The 18,619-nt window shown below is 60.2% G+C and carries 21 protein-coding genes and 1 tRNA gene; 12 read left to right on the top strand and 10 right to left on the bottom strand.

The window, feature by feature from the left end; genetic code table 11:
* Nucleotides 1-2: 2 nt before the first annotated feature.
* A complete protein-coding gene (locus BJ928_RS06985; protein WP_047634938.1) occupies nt 3-629 on the bottom strand; it encodes a TetR/AcrR family transcriptional regulator in 627 nt (208 codons plus the stop codon).
* A 202-nt stretch (nt 630-831) separates the two neighbouring features.
* On the opposite strand from BJ928_RS06985, the gene BJ928_RS06980 reads away from it, so the two are divergent.
* The gene (locus BJ928_RS06980) at nt 832-2,391 is read left to right on the top strand and encodes an FAD-dependent monooxygenase (protein WP_047635034.1); all 1,560 of its coding nucleotides are present in this window, start codon (nt 832-834) and stop codon (nt 2,389-2,391) included.
* A gap of 332 nt (nt 2,392-2,723) precedes the next feature.
* Here the strand turns inward: BJ928_RS06980 and BJ928_RS06975 are convergent.
* Nucleotides 2,724-2,813, bottom strand: a tRNA-Ser gene (locus BJ928_RS06975).
* A gap of 235 nt (nt 2,814-3,048) precedes the next feature.
* Here BJ928_RS06975 and BJ928_RS06970 point away from each other — a divergent pair.
* The 9 genes from BJ928_RS06970 to deoA all read left to right on the top strand — a co-directional run bounded on the left by BJ928_RS06970 (nt 3,049) and on the right by deoA (nt 11,699).
* Nucleotides 3,049-3,366 (top strand): hypothetical protein, encoded by a 318-nt coding sequence (locus BJ928_RS06970; protein WP_047634940.1) that lies wholly within the window; start codon nt 3,049-3,051, stop codon nt 3,364-3,366.
* Nucleotides 3,367-3,738: 372 nt separating this feature from the next.
* On the top strand, nt 3,739-4,734 hold the full coding sequence (locus tag BJ928_RS06965; protein WP_047634942.1) for a BMP family ABC transporter substrate-binding protein: 996 nt from the start codon (nt 3,739-3,741) through the stop codon (nt 4,732-4,734).
* Between the two features lie 80 nt (nt 4,735-4,814).
* Entirely contained in the window at nt 4,815-6,326 is a 1,512-nt protein-coding gene (locus BJ928_RS06960; protein WP_047634945.1) for an ABC transporter ATP-binding protein, read from the top strand.
* Nucleotides 6,327-6,333: 7 nt separating this feature from the next.
* Nucleotides 6,334-7,437, top strand: coding sequence for an ABC transporter permease (locus BJ928_RS06955; RefSeq protein WP_047634947.1), 1,104 nt, complete (start codon nt 6,334-6,336; stop codon nt 7,435-7,437).
* A 10-nt stretch (nt 7,438-7,447) separates the two neighbouring features.
* Nucleotides 7,448-8,419 (top strand): ABC transporter permease, encoded by a 972-nt coding sequence (locus BJ928_RS06950; RefSeq protein ID WP_047634949.1) that lies wholly within the window; start codon nt 7,448-7,450, stop codon nt 8,417-8,419.
* A 3-nt stretch (nt 8,420-8,422) separates the two neighbouring features.
* The gene (locus tag BJ928_RS06945) at nt 8,423-8,815 is read left to right on the top strand and encodes a cytidine deaminase (RefSeq protein ID WP_047634951.1); all 393 of its coding nucleotides are present in this window, start codon (nt 8,423-8,425) and stop codon (nt 8,813-8,815) included.
* Nucleotides 8,812-9,618 (top strand): purine-nucleoside phosphorylase, encoded by an 807-nt coding sequence (locus BJ928_RS06940; protein ID WP_047634953.1) that lies wholly within the window; start codon nt 8,812-8,814, stop codon nt 9,616-9,618. Before BJ928_RS06945 ends, BJ928_RS06940 begins: the two co-directional genes overlap by 4 nt.
* The gene (gene deoC, locus BJ928_RS06935; RefSeq protein WP_047634955.1) at nt 9,615-10,388 is read left to right on the top strand and encodes a deoxyribose-phosphate aldolase; all 774 of its coding nucleotides are present in this window, start codon (nt 9,615-9,617) and stop codon (nt 10,386-10,388) included. Before BJ928_RS06940 ends, deoC begins: the two co-directional genes overlap by 4 nt.
* 3 nt (nt 10,389-10,391) lie before the next feature.
* The gene (gene deoA / locus BJ928_RS06930; RefSeq protein WP_047634957.1) at nt 10,392-11,699 is read left to right on the top strand and encodes a thymidine phosphorylase; all 1,308 of its coding nucleotides are present in this window, start codon (nt 10,392-10,394) and stop codon (nt 11,697-11,699) included.
* A gap of 48 nt (nt 11,700-11,747) precedes the next feature.
* Here the strand turns inward: deoA and BJ928_RS06925 are convergent, their stop codons facing one another.
* The 7 genes from BJ928_RS06925 to BJ928_RS06895 form a co-directional block, all read right to left on the bottom strand.
* Entirely contained in the window at nt 11,748-12,272 is a 525-nt protein-coding gene (locus BJ928_RS06925; protein WP_047634958.1) for a TIGR02281 family clan AA aspartic protease, read from the bottom strand.
* 126 nt (nt 12,273-12,398) lie between these two features.
* Complete coding sequence (upp, locus tag BJ928_RS06920; protein ID WP_047634960.1) at nt 12,399-13,028, bottom strand: uracil phosphoribosyltransferase; 630 nt, start codon at nt 13,026-13,028, stop codon at nt 12,399-12,401.
* Between the two features lie 121 nt (nt 13,029-13,149).
* Nucleotides 13,150-14,118 carry an adenosine deaminase gene (locus BJ928_RS06915; protein WP_047634962.1) on the bottom strand — a complete coding sequence of 323 codons (969 nt, stop codon included), beginning with the start codon at nt 14,116-14,118 and terminating at the stop codon, nt 13,150-13,152.
* The gene (locus BJ928_RS06910) at nt 14,115-15,335 is read right to left on the bottom strand and encodes a phosphopentomutase (RefSeq protein ID WP_047634965.1); all 1,221 of its coding nucleotides are present in this window, start codon (nt 15,333-15,335) and stop codon (nt 14,115-14,117) included. Before BJ928_RS06910 ends, BJ928_RS06915 begins: the two co-directional genes overlap by 4 nt.
* Before the next feature lie 135 nt (nt 15,336-15,470).
* The gene (locus BJ928_RS06905; protein WP_047634967.1) at nt 15,471-16,043 is read right to left on the bottom strand and encodes a TadE/TadG family type IV pilus assembly protein; all 573 of its coding nucleotides are present in this window, start codon (nt 16,041-16,043) and stop codon (nt 15,471-15,473) included.
* Nucleotides 16,044-16,057: 14 nt separating this feature from the next.
* Complete coding sequence (locus BJ928_RS06900) at nt 16,058-16,693, bottom strand: TadE/TadG family type IV pilus assembly protein (protein ID WP_047634969.1); 636 nt, start codon at nt 16,691-16,693, stop codon at nt 16,058-16,060.
* Nucleotides 16,694-16,847: 154 nt separating this feature from the next.
* Nucleotides 16,848-17,276: a pilus assembly protein N-terminal domain-containing protein gene (locus BJ928_RS06895; protein ID WP_047634971.1), complete on the bottom strand. Its 429-nt coding sequence runs from the start codon at nt 17,274-17,276 to the stop codon at nt 16,848-16,850.
* A 404-nt stretch (nt 17,277-17,680) separates the two neighbouring features.
* Here BJ928_RS06895 and BJ928_RS06890 point away from each other — a divergent pair, with 404 nt between their 5' ends.
* A complete protein-coding gene (locus BJ928_RS06890) occupies nt 17,681-17,863 on the top strand; it encodes a Flp family type IVb pilin (protein WP_047634973.1) in 183 nt (60 codons plus the stop codon).
* Between the two features lie 70 nt (nt 17,864-17,933).
* Here the strand turns inward: BJ928_RS06890 and BJ928_RS39290 are convergent, their stop codons facing one another.
* Nucleotides 17,934-18,074: a hypothetical protein gene (locus tag BJ928_RS39290; protein ID WP_245432250.1), complete on the bottom strand. Its 141-nt coding sequence runs from the start codon at nt 18,072-18,074 to the stop codon at nt 17,934-17,936.
* On the opposite strand from BJ928_RS39290, the gene BJ928_RS06885 reads away from it, so the two are divergent.
* Nucleotides 18,010-18,468, top strand: a complete 459-nt coding sequence (locus tag BJ928_RS06885) for a prepilin peptidase (protein ID WP_245432246.1) — start codon at nt 18,010-18,012, stop codon at nt 18,466-18,468. The genes BJ928_RS39290 and BJ928_RS06885 overlap by 65 nt on opposite strands.
* Nucleotides 18,469-18,619: the final 151 nt, after the last annotated feature.

Raw genomic sequence — 18,619 nt, 5'->3', positions numbered from 1 at the left:
TCTTAGATGTAGCTCGTTCCGGCCAAGGCAGCATCGACGCCGCTAAAGCCGCGCTCCATGACGCTCAATAATATGGCTTCGGGCTTTCCCCTCTCGCGAAAGGCGCGCAAAGCTGCGCCATAGGCGGCCACCAGCACGGCCATCAGCATTGCGCCTGCAAGATGCGCATCGGCGTCGGAGCGCGGCCGGCCTGCCGCATCGGACAGCATTCTCGAGAGATCATCGGCAAGCGTCACCTGCAGCCCGCGCGCATGCGCCGTGAGCGTCGGGCTCTCCGTTACCATGCGCCAGAACTGGATGGGCCGCTCCGTGATCCTGAACAGGGGATGCTGCGTTTCCACCAGCCCGCGCATCAGCGTCTGGAATATGCGGACCGGCGGCTGCCCGCCGCGGTCGGCAAGCGCGTTGCGGACGAGCTCCCGTATTTCGTCTTCGCGATCGAAGACCAGATCTTCCTTGCGGCGGAAATAGTTAAAGACAGTCTTTCTGGCGACTTCAGCCTCGTCGGCGATATCGGCGACGGAGACCTTGTCGAAGCCGTGTTCGACGAACAGGCGCGTTGCGACGTCGGAGATCGCCTGACGCGTCATCTCCTTCTTGCGGTCTCTGAGTTTGATTCGATTTGACATGCATATATTTATACCATAAGTAAATTTATACTGAGTGTAAAAATCGTGATCCGATGATGAAATCGGTGAAATTTGCACAGGTCAGAAGGGCTTGGTCCTGTGATCGAACCGTTGCCGTTCGAACAGGGCGGCCATGTCCAATGATTTGCACCGGCTGAGGATGATCGAGGCCGGCGTGTCGCGCACCTTGGGTGACGCTTGCTTGAGGAATTATGTCTTGATCTATGATGTCGTGATCGCCGGCGGCGGACCCGTCGGCTTGTTTCTTGCCTGCGAATTGCGTCTTGCGGATCTCTCCGTCTTGGTGCTGGAGCAGGCGCCGGACCCGCGCTCGCCCTTGAAGCGCCTTCCGTTCGGCATGCGCGGCCTTTCGGCGCCGACTCTCGAAGCCTTCTATCGCCGCGGCCTGTTGAGCGATGTCGCCGCGCCCAAGCCCGCAAAGGATGCCTCGGATGGCGGCACGTCGCCTGCCGCCCACTGGATGCATCAGTCGCGCCGCCCGGGCGGCCATTTCGCCGGCATCCAGTTCTTTTCCGATAAGATCGACGCTGCGAAATGGCCCTATCGCCTGCCGAGCCCGGCCGGCACGAGCTTGATGGTCGAGATGGAAAATCTCGAAACTATCCTTGCCGCCCGCGCGGAGACCTTGGGCGCCGAAATCAGGCGCGGCCTCGGTGTCGAGGGCTTCGACCAGTCGGATGAAGGCGTCATTATCCGCGCCGGAGCCGAGACCTTCCGCGGGCGCTGGCTCGTCGGCTGCGATGGCGGCCGCAGCACCGTTCGCAAGGCCGGTGGCTTCGAGTTCGTCGGCACAGCCCCCGAATTCACCGGCTATTCCGCCGAAATCGAGATGGCGGAACCGGACCGGTTTGATCCCGGTCGCCATTACACCGCGACGGGCATGTACACGTTTTCGCCGCCGGGAACGATCTCGATGGTCGACTTCGATGGCGGCGCCTTCCACCGGGCTCAGCCGATCACTCTCGAGCACGTGCAGGCTGTGCTCCGCCGCATCTCCGGCACTGATGTCACCGTGACGGCGCTTAAACTTGTCACCACATGGACGGATCGTGCCTACCAGGCGACCACCTATCGCAGGGGGAGAGTGTTGCTTGCGGGCGATGCCGCGCACATCCATTCCCCCTTGGGCGGCCAAGGTCTCAACCTTGGTCTGGGCGACGCGATGAATCTCGGATGGAAGCTTGCCGCGACCATCCGGGGCGATGCGCCGGACGGCTTGCTCGACACCTATTCGAGCGAGCGGCACCCTGTCGGCGCGCAAGTGCTCGACTGGTCGCGTGCGCAGGTCGCGCTCATGCGGCCAAGCCCTAGCTCGCGTGCGCTCGAAGCCGTCATCCGCGACCTTATAGATACGCGCGACGGCGCGACCTATTTCGCCGAACGCGTCTGGGGCGTTTCGCTCCGCTACGATCTTGGCGGTACCAACCCGCTGGTGGGCCGCAGTGCCCCTGATTTCGAACTGGCCGACGGGACGAAGCTTGGCGACCACCTCGGAAGGGGCAGAGGTCTGTTGCTGGATTTCGATGGCAGCGCACCGCTTGGAGCGCTTGCGGACCGCTGGAGTGACCGGATCGCTTACGTCGCGAGCGACGCCAAGGATCGGCTGGGCGTCAGCGCCCTGCTCGTGCGGCCCGACGGGTTCGTTGCCTGGGCCGGTGAAGATGGGCTCGATATTGACGAAGCTGAACAGGCCGCGTCGCAATGGTTTGGTGAGCCTGGCAAGGAGCGCGCATCTGCCTGATAAGAGGCGTGCCGCGTTGCCTGCGCCAGGGAATGGTGTGGAGTGGTGGGTGAGCATGAAGCCTGCGTGCAAGGCATGAGGCAGTGGCAAGAGGCCGATACCCAAAGGCCTCAACCTCGCGCAGATGGTTCGAGGTGGCTCGTGGAAGAGATATCGTGACGTCGCTTCGCATAGCGTCTCGAGTACCTCTGCCTCGCAATCTCCGATCAGATCTGTTTGCTGTTGCAGGCGCGATGCAAGATGAGAAGTTCGCGCCGGTCGCAATGAACACTGCAGCGCTTGAACAAACGAAGTTCGAATAAGACGGAAAATCAGTGGTTTGATAAAAAGAATGGCGGACAAGGTGGGATTCGAACCCACGGTACGCTTTCACGCACACACGCGTTCCAGGCGTGCGCCTTAAACCACTCGGCCACCTGTCCTTCTTTGGCGTTTCGCACCCGTTAGGGACGCAAATCGTCGGAACGGCGCGATATATACCGATGAATTCTGAGCAATCAACCCGAATCTGACAGATTTTTGACTTATCGGCGGAAAACTCCGAATCTCCACCCCATTGCGCTTGTTTCGCGCACAACTTATCTAAGAAGGCAGATGGGGCGGCGTAAGACCGGTCGGCCCGTAAAGGCCGGGCGTAATGAGTATCCGGAGGAGTTCATGCGTTTCCTGTTGCGTTTTGCGAGCCTTGTCGCGCTGGTGGTGGCAGTTATCGCCGGCACGATCGATTCCATTCAGTCCGTTGCCGCCTCGGCGGTTGTCATGACCCCGATGGGCGATGCCTGGAACGATGTCAGCCCGTCGTCGCTGGCGAGCCTTCGCTCTGCGGTCGCCTATTATGTCCATCCGCGCTTTTACGACACGGCGATGCAATGGCTGCTGTTTCAGCCCGCTTTCGCCGTCTTCCTGGTGCTCTCGCTGCTTCTGTGGATGGTGGGATACAAGCGCCAGCCCGCGGCGGGTCGTTTCAGCGCCTGACGGGTCCGATGGGTGCCTCTCGGGCCTGTGCCACTCTGGGATTTCGATGTCTTTCGACGGCCTCTGGCCGGTGGCTTGTTGCAGGGCCGCGACGGGTGGTGCTAGCGGTTGTAGCGGGCTGACGGGCGGCCTTTCTGGCCAATAAAATTGCAGTTTTGGGCCGAAATTGTTTAAAAAAAGGGTCACTTGGGCGGGTTTTCACCAATTCCCACAAATCTTTACCAACTGAAAAATTTCTCGTGAATTTTTCATGCAGCCATGCAAGGATGCGCGCCAGCTTGGCCTCGGGGGAGGTCGGCAGTTCCGCAGACATGTCCGATCAACGGGCTTGCGGGAGGACCCAACAAGATAGAAACAACAGGGCTGCACCACATGAAAAAATCCCTTTTGACCCTTTTCGCCTTGGCTGCCATGTCGGCAACGGCGCTTGCGGCCGACATCAAGCCGGCAATCGTTTACGGAACCGGCGGCAAGTTCGACAAGTCCTTCAACGAAGCCGCCTATAACGGCGCCGAAAAGTTCAAGAAGGAAACCGGTATCGCCTACCGCGATTTTGAGCCGACGGGCGACACCCAGGGCGAACAGGCGCTGCGCAACTTCGCCAGCAAGGGCTTCAATCCGGTTATCGCCGTCTCTTTCGCCTGGACCTCCGCCCTTCAGAAGGTTGCTGCCGAATACCCGAAGACCGAATTCGTCCTGATCGACGACAGCCTCGATCTGCCGAACGTTCGCTCCGTCAAGTTCAAGGAAAATGAAGGTTCCTACCTCGCCGGCGTCATGGCTGCCATTGCGTCGAAGACCGGCAAGGTCGGTTTCGTCGGGGGCATGGACATTCCGCTGATCCGCAAGTTCGAATGCGGCTACGAACTCGGCGCCCGCGCCACCAACCCGAAGATCGAAGTCTTCCAGAACATGACCGGGACGACCGGTGCTGCCTGGAACGACCCGGTTCGCGGCGGCGAGCTCACCAAGAACCAGATAGACCAGGGCGCCGACGTTGTCTACGCAGCTGCGGGCGCGACCGGCCTCGGCGTGCTGCAGACGGCTGCCGACAACAAGAAGCTGTCGATCGGCGTGGACTCCAACCAGAACTACCTGCATCCGGGTTCGGTTCTGACCTCCGTCGTTAAGCGCGTCGACCTCGCGGTCTACAACGCCTTCAGCGATGCCAAGAACGGCAAGTTCACGCCCGGCATCCAGAACCTCGGCCTGAAGGAAGATGGCGTCACCGTTGCCATCGATGACAACAACAAGCCGCTCGTCACCCCGGAAATGCAGGCTGCCGTCGACAAGGCGCGGGCCGATATCATCGCTGGCACCATCAAGGTCCACGACTATCTGACCGACAACGCCTGCCCGAAGAACTGATATGAAACAAGGGCGTATGACGAAGCAAAAACGTCATACGCCCTTTTCTTATCCGGAATCCGGTTTCTGGAGCCCCTATTGTGAGCCAATCACCTGCCATCGAGCTCGTGGGCATCGACAAAAAGTTCGGTGCTGTCCACGCCAATAAAGATATCAACCTGACCGTCGCCAAAGGTTCGATCCACGGGGTCATCGGCGAAAACGGTGCCGGGAAATCGACTCTGATGTCGATCCTCTACGGCTTCTATCAGGCTGACAGCGGCGAGATCCGCATCAACGGCAATCCGATCGCCATCCGAGACAGCCAGACGGCTATCGCCGCCGGCATCGGCATGGTGCACCAGCATTTCATGCTGGTAGACAATTTTACTGTCCTCGAAAACGTCATGCTGGGCGCCGAAGGCGGCGCGCTGCTTGCCAAGGGCGTCGCCGCCACGCGCGCCGAGCTTGGCCGGCTGGAGAAGGATTACGGCCTGGAGGTCGATCCGGACGCGCTGATCGAAGAGCTGCCCGTCGGCCAGCAGCAGCGGGTCGAGATCCTGAAGGCGATGTATCGCGGCGCCGAGATCCTCATCCTCGATGAGCCCACGGGCGTTCTGACGCCCGCCGAGGCCGACAATCTCTTCCGCATCCTTCGCGTGCTGCGCGATCAGGGCAAGACGATCATCCTCATCACCCATAAGCTGCGCGAGATCATGGCGATCACCGATACGGTGTCGGTCATGCGCCGCGGCGAGATGGTCGCGACCCGCAAGACCGCCGAGACCACCGTCGAGGAACTGGCCGAACTGATGGTCGGCCGCCGGGTGTTGCTTCGCGTCGAAAAGGGCGCCCCCAATCCGGGCGATGTCCTCTTGTCGGTGCGCAACCTCACCGTCAAGGACGGCCGTGGCGTCACCATGGTCGACAATGTTTCTTTCGACGTCCGTGCCGGCGAGATCGTCGGCATTGCCGGCGTTGCAGGCAACGGCCAGTCCGAGTTGCTGGAAGCCATCGCCGGCATCCGTAAGCCGGCATCAGGCGAAATCCTGCTGTACGGCAAGCCGATCGGCAATGCGGACCCCGCAGCGCTTCGCGAGCTCGGCCTTGCCCATATCCCGGAAGATCGCCATCACATGGGCCTCGTCCTCAAGTTCGAGGAATATGAGAATTCCATGCTCGGCTATCACCGCGATCGCAAGTACGGACGTGGTGGAATGCTCGATCTCGATGCCATGCGCAAGGATGCCATCGAGAAGATCGAGAAATACGATATCCGCCCGCCGAACGCGCGGCTGAAGACGGCCAACTTCTCCGGCGGCAACCAGCAGAAGATCGTCGTTGCCCGCGAGATCGAGCGCGATCCGAAGGCACTGCTGATCGGTCAGCCGACGCGCGGCGTCGACATCGGCGCCATCGAGTTCATCCATCGCCGCATCATCGAGATGCGCGACGCCGGCAAGGCCATCCTGCTGGTCTCGGTGGAGCTGGATGAGATCCGTGCGCTTTCGGACCGTATCCTTGTCATGTTCGCCGGCCACATCGTCGGTGAAAAGTCGGCTGAGGCCGGTGAACAAACACTCGGCCTGATGATGGCCGGCATTGCCGCGTGAGGCCTCGATGAGTACCGCTTCCGTTCCGCTCCCCAATTGGATCACCTACGGCCTGATCCCGCTTCTCAACCTGATCGTCGCTTTTCTGATATCGGGCCTCGTCGTCTGGTTCATCGGCGAGAGCCCGCTCGATGCGCTCGTCCTGCTGTTGCAGGGAGCGCTTGGTAGCGGCGAAGGCATCGGCTTTACGCTCTATTATGCGACGAGCTTCATCTTCACCGGCCTGTCGGTCGCGGTCGCCATCCATGCCGGCCTGTTCAACATCGGCTCGGAAGGCCAGGCCTATGTCGGCGGCCTCGGCTGTGCCCTCGTGGCGTTGACGCTCGACCACTATGTGCCCTGGTATGTGACGATGCCGTTTGCCGTCATCGGCGCGGCGATCTTCGGGGCGCTCTGGGCCTTCATTCCCGCATGGCTACAGGCAAAGCGCGGCAGCCACGTCGTCATCACGACAATCATGTTCAACTTCATCGCATCGGCAATGATGAACTTCCTGCTGGTGCACATCTTGATTGTTCCGGGCAAGATGGCGCCGGAAACCCGCACCTTCCTCGAGGGCGGTCAGCTGCCCAAGCTCGGCTGGCTGATGGATATGTTCGGCTCGACCATCGGTGCCGCACCGCTCAACGTGTCCTTCCTGATCGCGCTGGTCATGTGCTTCCTCGTCTGGGTGCTCGTCTGGCGCACGAAGCTCGGCTATGAAATGCGCACGCTCGGCCTCAGCCCGACGGCTGCGGTCTATGCCGGTATTCCCTATGCCCGCACGGTCATCATCGCCATGCTGATTTCGGGCGGCCTTGCCGGCATGATGTCGCTCAATCCCGTCATGGGATCGTCCGCGCGCCTGCAGGTGGAGTTCGTGCTCGGCGCCGGCTTTGTCGGCATCGCCGTATCGCTGATGGGCCGCAATCATCCGGTGGGCATCATCCTGGCGGCGATCCTGTTCGGCATCCTCTATCAGGGCGGCGATGCGCTGTCCTTCGACATGCCGAACATCACGCGCGACATGATCGTGGTGATCCAGGGTCTCGTCATCCTGTTTGCCGGTGCGCTCGAATACATGTTCCGCCCTGCGCTCGTGCGCATCTACCAGCAATTCGCCAGGACGTGAGGATCGGACGATGGACTATTATGATCTTCTCATCAGCATCCTCGGCTCGACCATTCGTCTGTCGATTCCGCTGATCTTCACGGCGCTTGCCGGCCTGTTTTCCGAGCGCGCCGGCATCTTTGACATCGGTCTGGAAGGCAAGATGCTGGCGTCTGCCTTCGCTGCAGCCTGCGTCGCCGCCATCAGCGGCTCGCCCTGGGCCGGCCTTGGCGCCGGCATCACCGTCTCGGTCGTCGTCGGCCTGCTGCACGGTTTTGCCTCGATTACCAATCGCGGCAACCAGATCGTCTCCGGCGTCGCGATCAACTTCCTGATGGCCGGCTTGACCATCGTTCTCGGTCAGGCCTGGTTCGGGCAGGGTGGCCGCACGCCGACTTTGCCCAGCACGGCGCGCTTCTCCGGCATCACCCTGCCCGGCGTCGATGCTGTTCGCGATGTTCCGTTCATCGGGCCGCTCTATGCCAACGTCATATCAGGCAACAATATCCTGACCTATCTGGCTTTTCTCGCGGTGCCGATCTCCTGGTGGATTCTCTATCGCACCCGTTTCGGCTTGCGGTTGCGCGCCGTCGGTGAAAATCCCGGCGCCGTCGACACCGCCGGCATCTCGGTCGAGTGGCTGCGCTATCGGTCGCTGATCGTTGCCGGCATTCTCTGCGGCTTCTCCGGCACCTATCTCGCCATCGCCCAGTCGGCCGCCTTCATCAACAACATGTCGGCTGGCAAGGGCTATATCGCGCTTGCCGCACTGATCTTTGCCAAGTGGAAGCCGGTGCCGGTCATGTTCACCTGCCTGCTCTTCGGCTTCCTCGATGCCTTTGCCAATTTCATGCAGGGCAAGACGATTCCGGGCATGGGCGAAGTGCCGGTACAGATTTTCCAGGCGCTGCCCTATATTCTGACCTGCATTCTGCTCGCAGGATTTATCGGCGTCGCCAAGCCCCCGAAGGCCGGTGGCGTGCCCTATACCAAGGAGCGCTAAACCATGTCGCATGATCTGTTCGAGGCCGCTCGCGGAGCGATGGCTTTTGCCCATGCTCCCTATTCGAAATTCCCCGTAGGCGCCGCGATCCGCGCCGAGGATGGCAAGATCTATACCGGCGCCAACATCGAGAACCTGTCCTTCCCTCAGGGCTGGTGCGCCGAACCAACGGCGATCGGCCAGATGATCATGGGCGGCGCCAAGAAGATCGTCGAGATCGCCGTCATCGCCGAGAAGCTGCCGCTCTGCCCGCCCTGCGGCGGCTGCCGGCAGAAGATCGCCGAATTTGCAGATAAGGAAACGCGGATCTATCTTTGCGATGAAACCGGCGTGAAGAAGACCATGACCATGGACGAGATGCTGCCCTTCAGCTTCGAAACGGAGGTGCTCGGATGAGTGCGGCCGTCGATATCCTCGCCGAGAAGCTTGGCGATCTGAAGCCGCGCTATGGCGTCATCCTCGGCTCCGGTCTCGGTTCGCTCGTCGATCAGGTCAGCAATGCGCTGCGCATTCCCTACGCCGATCTGCCCGGCTTTCCGGTCAGCGCCGTGTCAGGCCATGCCGGCACCCTGGTTGCGGGCAAGCTCGGCGACGTCCCGGTCATCATGCTCTCCGGCCGGGTGCATTATTACGAAAAGGGTGACGCCAATGCCATGCGTGCGCCGATCGAGACTCTGAAGGCGCTTGGCGTCGATACGCTGATCCTGACCAATTCGGCCGGATCGCTGCGCGAGGAAATGCCGCCGGGCTCGGTGATGCAGATCACCGATCACATCAACTATTCCGGCATGAACCCGTTGATCGGCGAGGAAAGCGACAAGCGGTTCGTCGGCATGACCAGCGCTTACGACACCGATCTGATCATGCGTATGCGCAAGGCGGCCGAAAAGGCCGAGATCAAGCTGTCACACGGCGTCTATATGTGGTTTTCCGGACCGAGCTTCGAAACGCCGGCGGAGATCCGCATGGCGCGCATCCTGGGCGCCGATGCCGTCGGCATGTCGACGGTCCCGGAAGTCATCCTGGCGCGTCTTTTTGGGCTGAGGGTTGCCGCTGCGTCCGTCATCACTAACTATGGTGCTGGCATGACCGGCGGCGAGCTCTCGCATGACGAGACGAAAGACATGGCTCCGGTTGGGGGCGCACGCCTCGCCGCCATCTTGAAAGAAATGATCGCTGACGAAGGAGATCCACAATGACGGGCCATTCCCTCAGAGAAACGGCGGCCGTTGCGCTTTCCCTTCTCGATCTGACCAATCTCAAGGATGACTGCACGCCGGCACAGATCGAGGCGCTGTGCGCCCGTGCGCAATCGCCCTACGGCAATACCGCCGCCATCTGCATCTGGCCGCGCTTCGTCGCCCAGGCGCGCGGCATTCTCGGAACGGATCATGCCGTGAAGATCGCGACCGTGGTGAACTTCCCCGGTGGCGACATGGAGGTGGCAGACGTCGCCGCCGAGGCGCGGGAAGCGATTGCCGATGGTGCCGACGAGATCGATCTGGTCATTCCCTATCGTGCCTTCCTGGCCGGCAACGAGCAGGCGGTGACTGATATGGTCGCGGCCGTGCGCGCCGAATGCAAGGGGCCTGTTCTCCTGAAGACCATCCTCGAAACCGGGGAGATCAAGGATACAGCGCTGATCCGGCGGGCCTCGGAACTGGCGATCGAGGCCGGCTCCGATTTCATCAAGACGTCCACCGGCAAGGTCGCCGTCAATGCGACGCTGGAAGCTGCCGACATTATGCTGCGGGCAATTCGTGCCAGCGGCCGCAAGGTCGGCTTCAAGCCTGCCGGCGGGATCGGCTCGGTTTCCGATGCGGCGCTTTATCTAAGCCTCGCCGAAACCATCATGGCGCCTGACTGGGCCATGCCCTCGACCTTCCGCTTCGGCGCGTCGAGCCTGCTCGACGATATCCTGAACGTCCTGGCCGGCGGCGATTCCAAGACGGCGTCTTCGGGCTATTGATCCATGATCCCGCAGGAAATCATCCGGCAGAAGCGTAACGGCGGCACCCTTTCTGCCGCCGATATCGATGCGTTCATCGGTGCATTGGGGCGTGGCGAACTGGCCGAAAGCCAGATCGGCGCTTTTGCCATGGCCGTGTGGTTTCGCGGCATGACGCGCGAGGAGACGGTGGCCTTGACGCTTGCCATGGCTCGCTCGGGCGATGCGCTCTCCTGGAATGGTATCGGCAGGCCTATCGCCGACAAGCACTCGACGGGTGGCGTCGGCGACAACGTCTCGCTGATGCTGGCACCTATTGCGGCAGCCTGCGGCCTTGCCGTACCGATGATCTCGGGCCGTGGCCTCGGCCATACCGGCGGCACGCTCGACAAGCTGGAATCCATTCCCGGCTACGGGATCACGCCGGACGCCGTCCGCTTCCGCAAGGTGGTCGACGAGGTCGGCTGCGCCATCATTGGCCAGACCGGCGCGCTGGCGCCCGCCGACGGCAAGCTCTACGCCGTGCGCGATGTCACCGCGACCGTCGATTCCGCACCCCTGATTACCGCCTCCATCCTGTCGAAGAAACTGGCCGCTGGGCTTGAAACGCTGGTGCTCGACGTCAAGATCGGCAGTGGCGCCTTCATGACGTCTCAAGAGGAAGCCGAGACGCTGGCGCGCTCGCTGGTGGAGGTAGCCAACGGCGGCGGGGTCAAGACCTCGGCACTCATCACCGATATGAACCAACCGCTCGCCGATGCGGCCGGCAATGTTGTCGAACTTCAAAATTGCCTGGATTTTCTGAAAGGCAACAAGGCGGGGACCCGGCTTGAGACGGTTGTCTTGGCCTTTGCCGCCGAAATGCTGGTTCAGGCCGGAATTGCTGCGAACGCTGCCGACGCCGAGGGCAGTGCTCGTGCGGCTGTTACCTCCGGCAAGGCAGCCGAAATCTTCGGCCGCATGGTCCATGGTCTTGGCGGCCCGGCGGATCTGCTTGAACATCCCGACCGCTACCTGGCGAGCGCGCCGGTGCTGAAACCGGTTCTCGCCGCCGTCGACGGATGGCTTGGCGCCTGCGATGCGCGCGGGATCGGCATGAGCGTGATCGATCTCGGCGGCGGCCGCCGCCGTCCGCAGGACAAGATCGATCATCGCGTCGGCTTCAGCAATATCCTGCCGCTCGGTACGCGGGTCAGCAAGGGTGACCGTATCGCCACCGTTCACGCGGCGGACGAGGCAAGCGCAGAAAGAGCCGCGGCTGATTTGTCGGCTAATTATCGCCTGGTCGAGACCCCTCCAGCTTTGTCGCCCGTTATCATCAGCAGGATCTGACGGATGTAGCTGTATGGGCGCAAGCCGCCCGATATGAGTCCGACTAGCTCACTGTTTCAGGAGCAATGTGCCGTTCTGAACTCCATAGGAGTTCAGCTTCTTCATGAAGCTCATGCCGATCAGCGTCGTACTGAGGGCGCTGTCCTTTGCCACCACGGCGTCGATATCACGAACCCGGATCGTGCCGATCTCCAGGCGGTCCAGCTTGACGAGTGCGACCTTGGACGCACCATTCGCGGTCTGGACCGTGTAGCGATAGTCGAGATCGACGCTGCTGAAACCGAGGCCGCGCGCCGTGCTTTCGTTCATCGCGACATAGGTGGCGCCGGTATCGATCAATGCGTGCACGGACCGGCCGTTGATGCTGAAATCACCCTCATAGTGGCCGCCCGCATTGGCGCGCAGCTGAACGCTGCCATAGGAAACGGGAACCTCGGCCTTCGGCGGTGCAAGCGCAACCGTTTCGACCGGCACCGGCTTTTCGGCGCGGTCCTGGTAGCTGTTCACGAGCATCGGCACCTGGGTCGCCGCAGCGGCGATAATACCGGCAAAGACAAGAACGCGAACGAGCATCGGCAAGGCCCCTCCTGCGGGCCATGCCATCTATAGACCAGCTTTACTGAAGGGACGCTAAAGCAATCAATAAAAAGCCCGGCAGTTGAGTAACTGCCGGGCTCGTAAAGAATATAGCGCCTGATTTTACTTGGTGCCGTACATGCGGTCGCCGGCATCGCCGAGGCCGGGCACGATATAGCCGAGTTCGTTCAGGTGGCTGTCGATCGCCGCGGTGAAGACCGGCACGTCTGGATGCGCCTTGCGGAAATTGGCAAGGCCTTCCGGAGCCGCCAGCAGGCACAGGAAGCGGATATTGTGTGCGCCGCGTTCCTTCAGCTTGTCGATGGCGGCAATCGAGGAGTTGCCGGTCGCCAGCATCGGGTCGACGACGATGATCAGGCGCTCGGAAATATCCTCGGGCGCCTTGAAGTAATATTCCACCGGCTGCAGCGTTTCATGGTCGCGATAGACGCCGATATGCGAGACGCGGGCCGACGGCACGAGGTCCAGCATGCCTTCGAGCAGGCCGTTGCCGGCGCGCAGGATCGAGGCGAAGACCAGCTTCTTGCCCTCGAGAATCGGCGCATCCATCGGCTGCAACGGCGTCTCGATGGTCTGGATCGTCAGTTCCAGGTCGCGCGTGACTTCGTAGCAGAGCAGCGTCGAAATCTCGCGCAGCAACCGGCGGAAGCTTCCCGTCGACGTGTCCTTCTTGCGCATGATTGTGAGCTTGTGCTGCACAAGCGGGTGATCGATGACAGTGACGCCGTCCATGGTTTCAGCCTTCCAGTAATTCCGTGATATGAGATGGTTCTTCCACGGAAATCGCCTCTGGTGCAAGAAAATAGGCCGCTTTTCGAGATTTCATCCCCAATCTGCGGCCCGAACCGAGCTTTTAGAGCTTTGTGAGTAGTGCCGCCCGTGTCGCTTCGTCCACGAACGCCGCCTCGATCGCCGTGCGCGTCATCGCGTTGATCTCGTCGTCGCTAAAGCCGAAGGCTGTCGAGGCCAGTTCGTACTCGCGCTTCAGCGAGGTGTGGAAGAACGGCGGATCGTCGGAATTGATCGTCACTTTCACGCCGGCCTCGCGCAGCTTGCGCAGCGGATGCGACTGGAAATCCGGGAAAACCTTGAGCGCGATGTTGGAGCCGGGGCAGACCTCCAGTACCGTGCCGAGATCGGCAAGGCGCTTGACGAGATCCATATCCTCGATGGCGCGCACGCCGTGGCCGATACGATCAGGGCGCACCAGTTCGACGGCATCGGCGACGGAAAAGGCGCCGCAGACCTCGCCGGCATGGATGGTGATGCCAAGACCGGCCTCGCGGGCGATGTCGAAGGCGCGGGCGTAGTCGGCGACGCGGCCCATGCGCTCTTCGCCGGCCATGTTGAAGCCTGTGATCAGCGGATTGTCGCTCTTGGCGGCATATTCCGCTGCCTTCACCACGCGGTCCGGACCGAAATGGCGCTCGCCCGTCACGATGAGCCTGGCCTCAATGCCGGTCTTCGCCTTTGCGGCACGAATGCCAGCCGAAACACCGGCCACATAAGCGTCAGCGCCGAGGCCGATGCGGTCGCCATGGTCGGGAGAAACGATGAGCTCGCTATAGATCGTGCCGATGCCGGCAAGCTCTTCCAGATAGGTTTCCGTCAGCAGCGCATAGTCTTCCTCGGTGCGGTAGACCTCGGAAACCTTGTCATAGCAGACTAGGAATTCAGCGAAATCTTTCCAGAGATAGGTGCCGTCCTTCAGGAAGGCGCTGGTGTCGACGCCATATTTTGCAGCCTGTGCCAGCGTCAGCGCCGGCGGTGCCGCGCCTTCCAGATGGCAGTGCAGCTCCACTTTCTTCAAATGCGATGTCAAAGGAAACTCCTCCCGTGCGGTCCCGCCGCAATTCCCAAATGTTTGGCGACGGTCTCGCCGATATCGGCATAGGTCTGCCGGACGCTGATGGAACGGGAACGAATGCCCGGTCCGTAAGCCATGACGGGCACGCGCTCGCGCGTATGGTCGGTGCCGCGCCAGGTCGGGTCGCAACCGTGATCCGCGGTCAGAATGACGAGATCACCGGCCTTCAGTTTCTTGTGCACCTCGGGAAGCCGCGCATCGAAGGCTTCGAGCGCTGCTGCATAGCCCGGCACGTCGCGGCGATGACCATAGAGCATGTCGAAATCGACGAAATTGGTGAACACCAGATCGCCATCCTCGGCTTCGTCCATGACCTTCAGCGTCGCATCCATCAGCGCCATGTTGCCATTGGCCTTGATGACCCTGGAAACACCCTGATGCGCGAAGATATCGCCGATCTTGCCGACCGCGTGCACCGTGCGTTCGGCCTTGACGAGACGATCGAGCAATGTCGGCTCCGGCGGCAGTACGGAGAAATCACGGCGATTGCCGGTTCGCTCGAAGGTCGCCACCGTCTCGCCGAGGAAGGGGCGGGCGATGACGCGACCGATATTGTAGGGGTCGAGCAGGGTGCGCACGATCTTGCAGAGGCCGATCAACCGGTCGAGGCCGAAATGCTGTTCGTGCGCCGCGATCTGGAAGACGGAGTCGGACGAGGTGTAGCAGATCGGCTTGCCGCTGCGGATGTGTTCTTCCCCGAGCCTGGCGATGATGTCGGTGCCGGATGCGTGGCAGTTGCCGAGAATGCCGGGCAGATCGGCCGCCTCGCAGATGGCCTTCACCAGCTCCGGCGGGAAGGCGTCACCCTCGGCCGGAAAGTAACCCCAGTCGAACATAACGGGTGTCCCGGCGATCTCCCAATGACCCGACGGCGTGTCCTTGCCGCGGGAGACTTCATTGGCGCAACCGTAGAGACCATAGAGCTTTTCCGGCAAGGGCATGCCAGCGGGATAACTGCCCGTTGCCGCCTTGGCGATCTCCAGCAGGCCGAGGCCGGACATGATCGGCAATGTCAGTGGCCCCTGGCGCAAGCCCTCACGATCGGCAGCGCCGGCGGCACAGAACTCGGCGATATGGCCGAGCGTGTCGGCGCCTTCATCTCCATAGGTTGCCGCATCCGGGCCGCCGCCGACACCGAAAGAATCCAGAACGAAGAGAAAGGCGCGCGCCATAGATCACCCGATAAGAATGCCGTCACCCGGGGAGGTCTTCCGGGTCATTGGACGTCACCCATATAACGGAGGCATCGACTTGGCAATTTTCCGTTTTGGGATGGCTCTTCGGGTACTGTTTCGAAGATGGGGCTGTTAGCAGTCGCTGCAGCTGATCGAATTGCCCACGCGCTGTCTGTAGTAATATTGCCGGCTGATGGTGATCTGGTTGGTGCCGCTCGGCAGGAAATTGGCGCCGAAACTGAGGAGCTGATAGGGAAGGGCAAGCTCGCTGCGGACGAGGAATGTGCTCGCCTGATTCATGTTGGCCGGTACCGTCACCGTCGAGCCAGCCGTATATGGCCTGGTCCCGTCCTGCGCCCAGGACCAGGCGACCGTTGCCTTGCCTGTCGTGTCGATGGCAATGCCGGTAATCTTCAGCGTCAGGCCGGTCGTGCCGTAGGGCGCGAAGATCGCGCCGGCGACGGAGGGCATGGTCGCAAGCACGGACTTGGTGATCGTCGATTGCTGCGAGACGATGTCCGCAATCGAACCGGCAGAACGGCTGGCTCGCTTCGAGGCGTTGAGGCCGACGGTAAGCTCGAAAGCACCAAGATAGAGCATTACCAACACGGGAAAGAGGATGGCGAACTCGATCGCGCCGACACCGCGTTCATCGCGGGCGAAACGCCTCAGGATGCCGAAGGGCGCGTTTTCCTTTCCAGTCATTCTCGCCGGGCCGTTCACGGATAATTCTCGTTCTGGAAGGCGGCTGTGGCGACGATGAGATAGACTGACGCCGAGCCGTCGGTTGGACGCACATTGGTAAGATATGGTCGCAACAGATCCGTTATGATCTGCCAGCGATAGTAGGCGCGCACCATGTTCAGCGACTTGGCGCCACCGGGCGTAAAGGCAAAGCCTGTCGTGTTGAGATCGGAGTAGGGATCAGTTGACGACTTGCGCGGGATCGTCGTCGGCATGGACGCAAAGCTCGAATAGCTCTCCACATCGAGGTAGAGATTTGCCGGTGTCTGTACTTCCGTCGAAGAGCAGGTAATGAGCACCGCGATCTCATTGCAGAATGCCTGCCGGAATTGCTGCGGTGTCGTGTAGGAGGTCTTATTCGGATCGCTGGTGATCTGCCCGGTTCTGATCTGGCGCGCCAGGGTATCGACGGCGTTGGAGACGACCTGTTCCGCGGTGAAGGCGACGAACGTCTCGATGATGGCGAAGACGATCAGAAAATAGGGGATGGCAAGCAGGGCAAATTCGATCGCTGCCGTCCCATCCCGAGATCGCACGAATGCGCGCAGGCTGCCGCGGGCATTTCGCCGAGTGGCGCTCGTATTGGCGGGAAGGGCGTTATCTGGCGTCATGAACGGTCCGCGGCGATTTACACGCGGACGACACTAGAATTGCTTCCTTGATAATCCGTTTCTCTTCTCTATTCATATTTAGAGGAAGTACGGATTATGCATTATTACTCAAATCTTCGGAAGTACTTTAGAATATTTGCGTTATCGAATATTATTATTGTCCGATAGCCGGGGTCGGTGTCGTCGCCGTGTTGTTCTGCTGGGCATGCTGTTCGCAATTGGGCGTGCATGACAGCACCGCCCGGTCCGTCTGGCGGAAAACGCGAACTGTGTTGCCTTCATCGATCGACACGAGGATCTGCTCGTCGACAATGGCATTGCCATCGGCATCGAGCAGAATGATGTTCGTCGTACCGAAACTCCGGCCGGTCAGCACGATGGTTTTCGGATCGGCCACCGTTGCATCGGCGACCTGGGCATTACCGACGATCACCTTGCTGACGGGGCGATCAAGCTTCAATACGCGCGCGTGATCCATATAGACGCGGAGCATGCTTTCTCCGGCAGCGTTAGAAAGCTGCGGCGTCATGCAGGCCATGGCAAGAATGCCGGCAAGGAATGCTGTTCTGCCGCCGATTGGCATGGCTTGGCCTCTTGGAAAACTAGGGCGAAAAGAAATTTCTGATAGAATGAGAAAGAATGGTGAATGAACGATTAAGGGTGCGTTCCGCCGTGCAATTATGGCGCAGATGTTCCACGTATGGGCTTCGTCGCCACCTTCTCGCATAGTTCATGTATTGTTTCGAGACGAGCCGTATATCTCGCTAATATTCTTACATCTAATAATTTCTATTTGTCTGAAGGTTTTCTTTAAAAATGAAAGGAACAACATATGTATCACATTAACTATTCTATTTTCGCTATGGTATTTACTGTGCATTAACCTAGTTCTTTAAAGCGATGGAAACGGCGGGAAGCTACCGTGCAACTCATCCGATCAACGGCAACAGTTGACGGACGTGCTGTCAACAAAGTGGAGTCAAAAACATGTCCAAGCTTTTTTCGCGCTTCCTGAAGGATGAGTCGGGCGCAACGGCAATCGAATACGGTCTGATCGCCGCTCTGATCTCGGTTGCCATCATCACCGGCGCAACCACCCTGGGCACCTCGCTCAGCACTACCTTCAACAACATCTCGAACAAGATGACCAACGCACAGGCCAAGTACTAATCATACTTGGTGCGGTCGCCGTAATCTAATGCATAAGAAAGCCGCCCAAATATTGGGCGGCTTTGGATTTTCATTTAGCGTGGGCCGATGAAATGTTAGAAGCCGCAACGTTGTTGATCTTTCCGCTATGTCTTTCGATTGCGGCCATTTCCGATTTGATGACCATGACGATACCGAACAGGGTATCGCTCGCGTTGGCGGTGTCGTTCATGGCGCTGGCGCCTTTCTCAGGGCTGCCATTGTCCGCGCTTGGCATGCATCTGGCCGGAGCCACCATTGTATTTTGCGCCTGTTTCTTGTTCTTCGCGCTCAATGTCATGGGTGGCGGCGATGCGAAGCTTTTGGCGGCGGCCGCATTGTGGTTCGGCTTTGATTCCTCGCTGGTGGAATTCCTCGTCTATGTCGCATTTATCGGCGGCATCCTGACGTTCCTGATTGTTATGCTTCGCTCGCAAGCGACAAGCATCATGGCAATCGGTCTTCCATTGCCAAATTCGTTATTGGTTGCGAAAAAAATCCCTTACGGCATTGCAATCGCCATCGGCGGCGTCATGGCCTTTCCCTCCTCGCCGCTCCTGATAGCGGCGACGGGCAGCATGTCCTGAGCTGCGAGCCGGCGAGTAAAAATCGAACTCACACATATAAAATTTCTAATATACGTCAAGTAATCATGGTTAAGTAACAATAAATGTAACTTACCATTAACCATAATTACACCAATTGCCGGTCATTCTGCAGGGCGAAGAATCCTGTTCG

Origin of the sequence: Rhizobium sp. WW_1 (assembly GCF_003610155.1) — a bacterium.
In the GTDB taxonomy this organism is placed as follows: Bacteria; Pseudomonadota; Alphaproteobacteria; order Rhizobiales; family Rhizobiaceae; genus Rhizobium; species Rhizobium tropici_A.
Note: the sequence above shows the minus strand (reverse complement) of the source record. Positions and strands in the feature narration are given on the sequence as shown.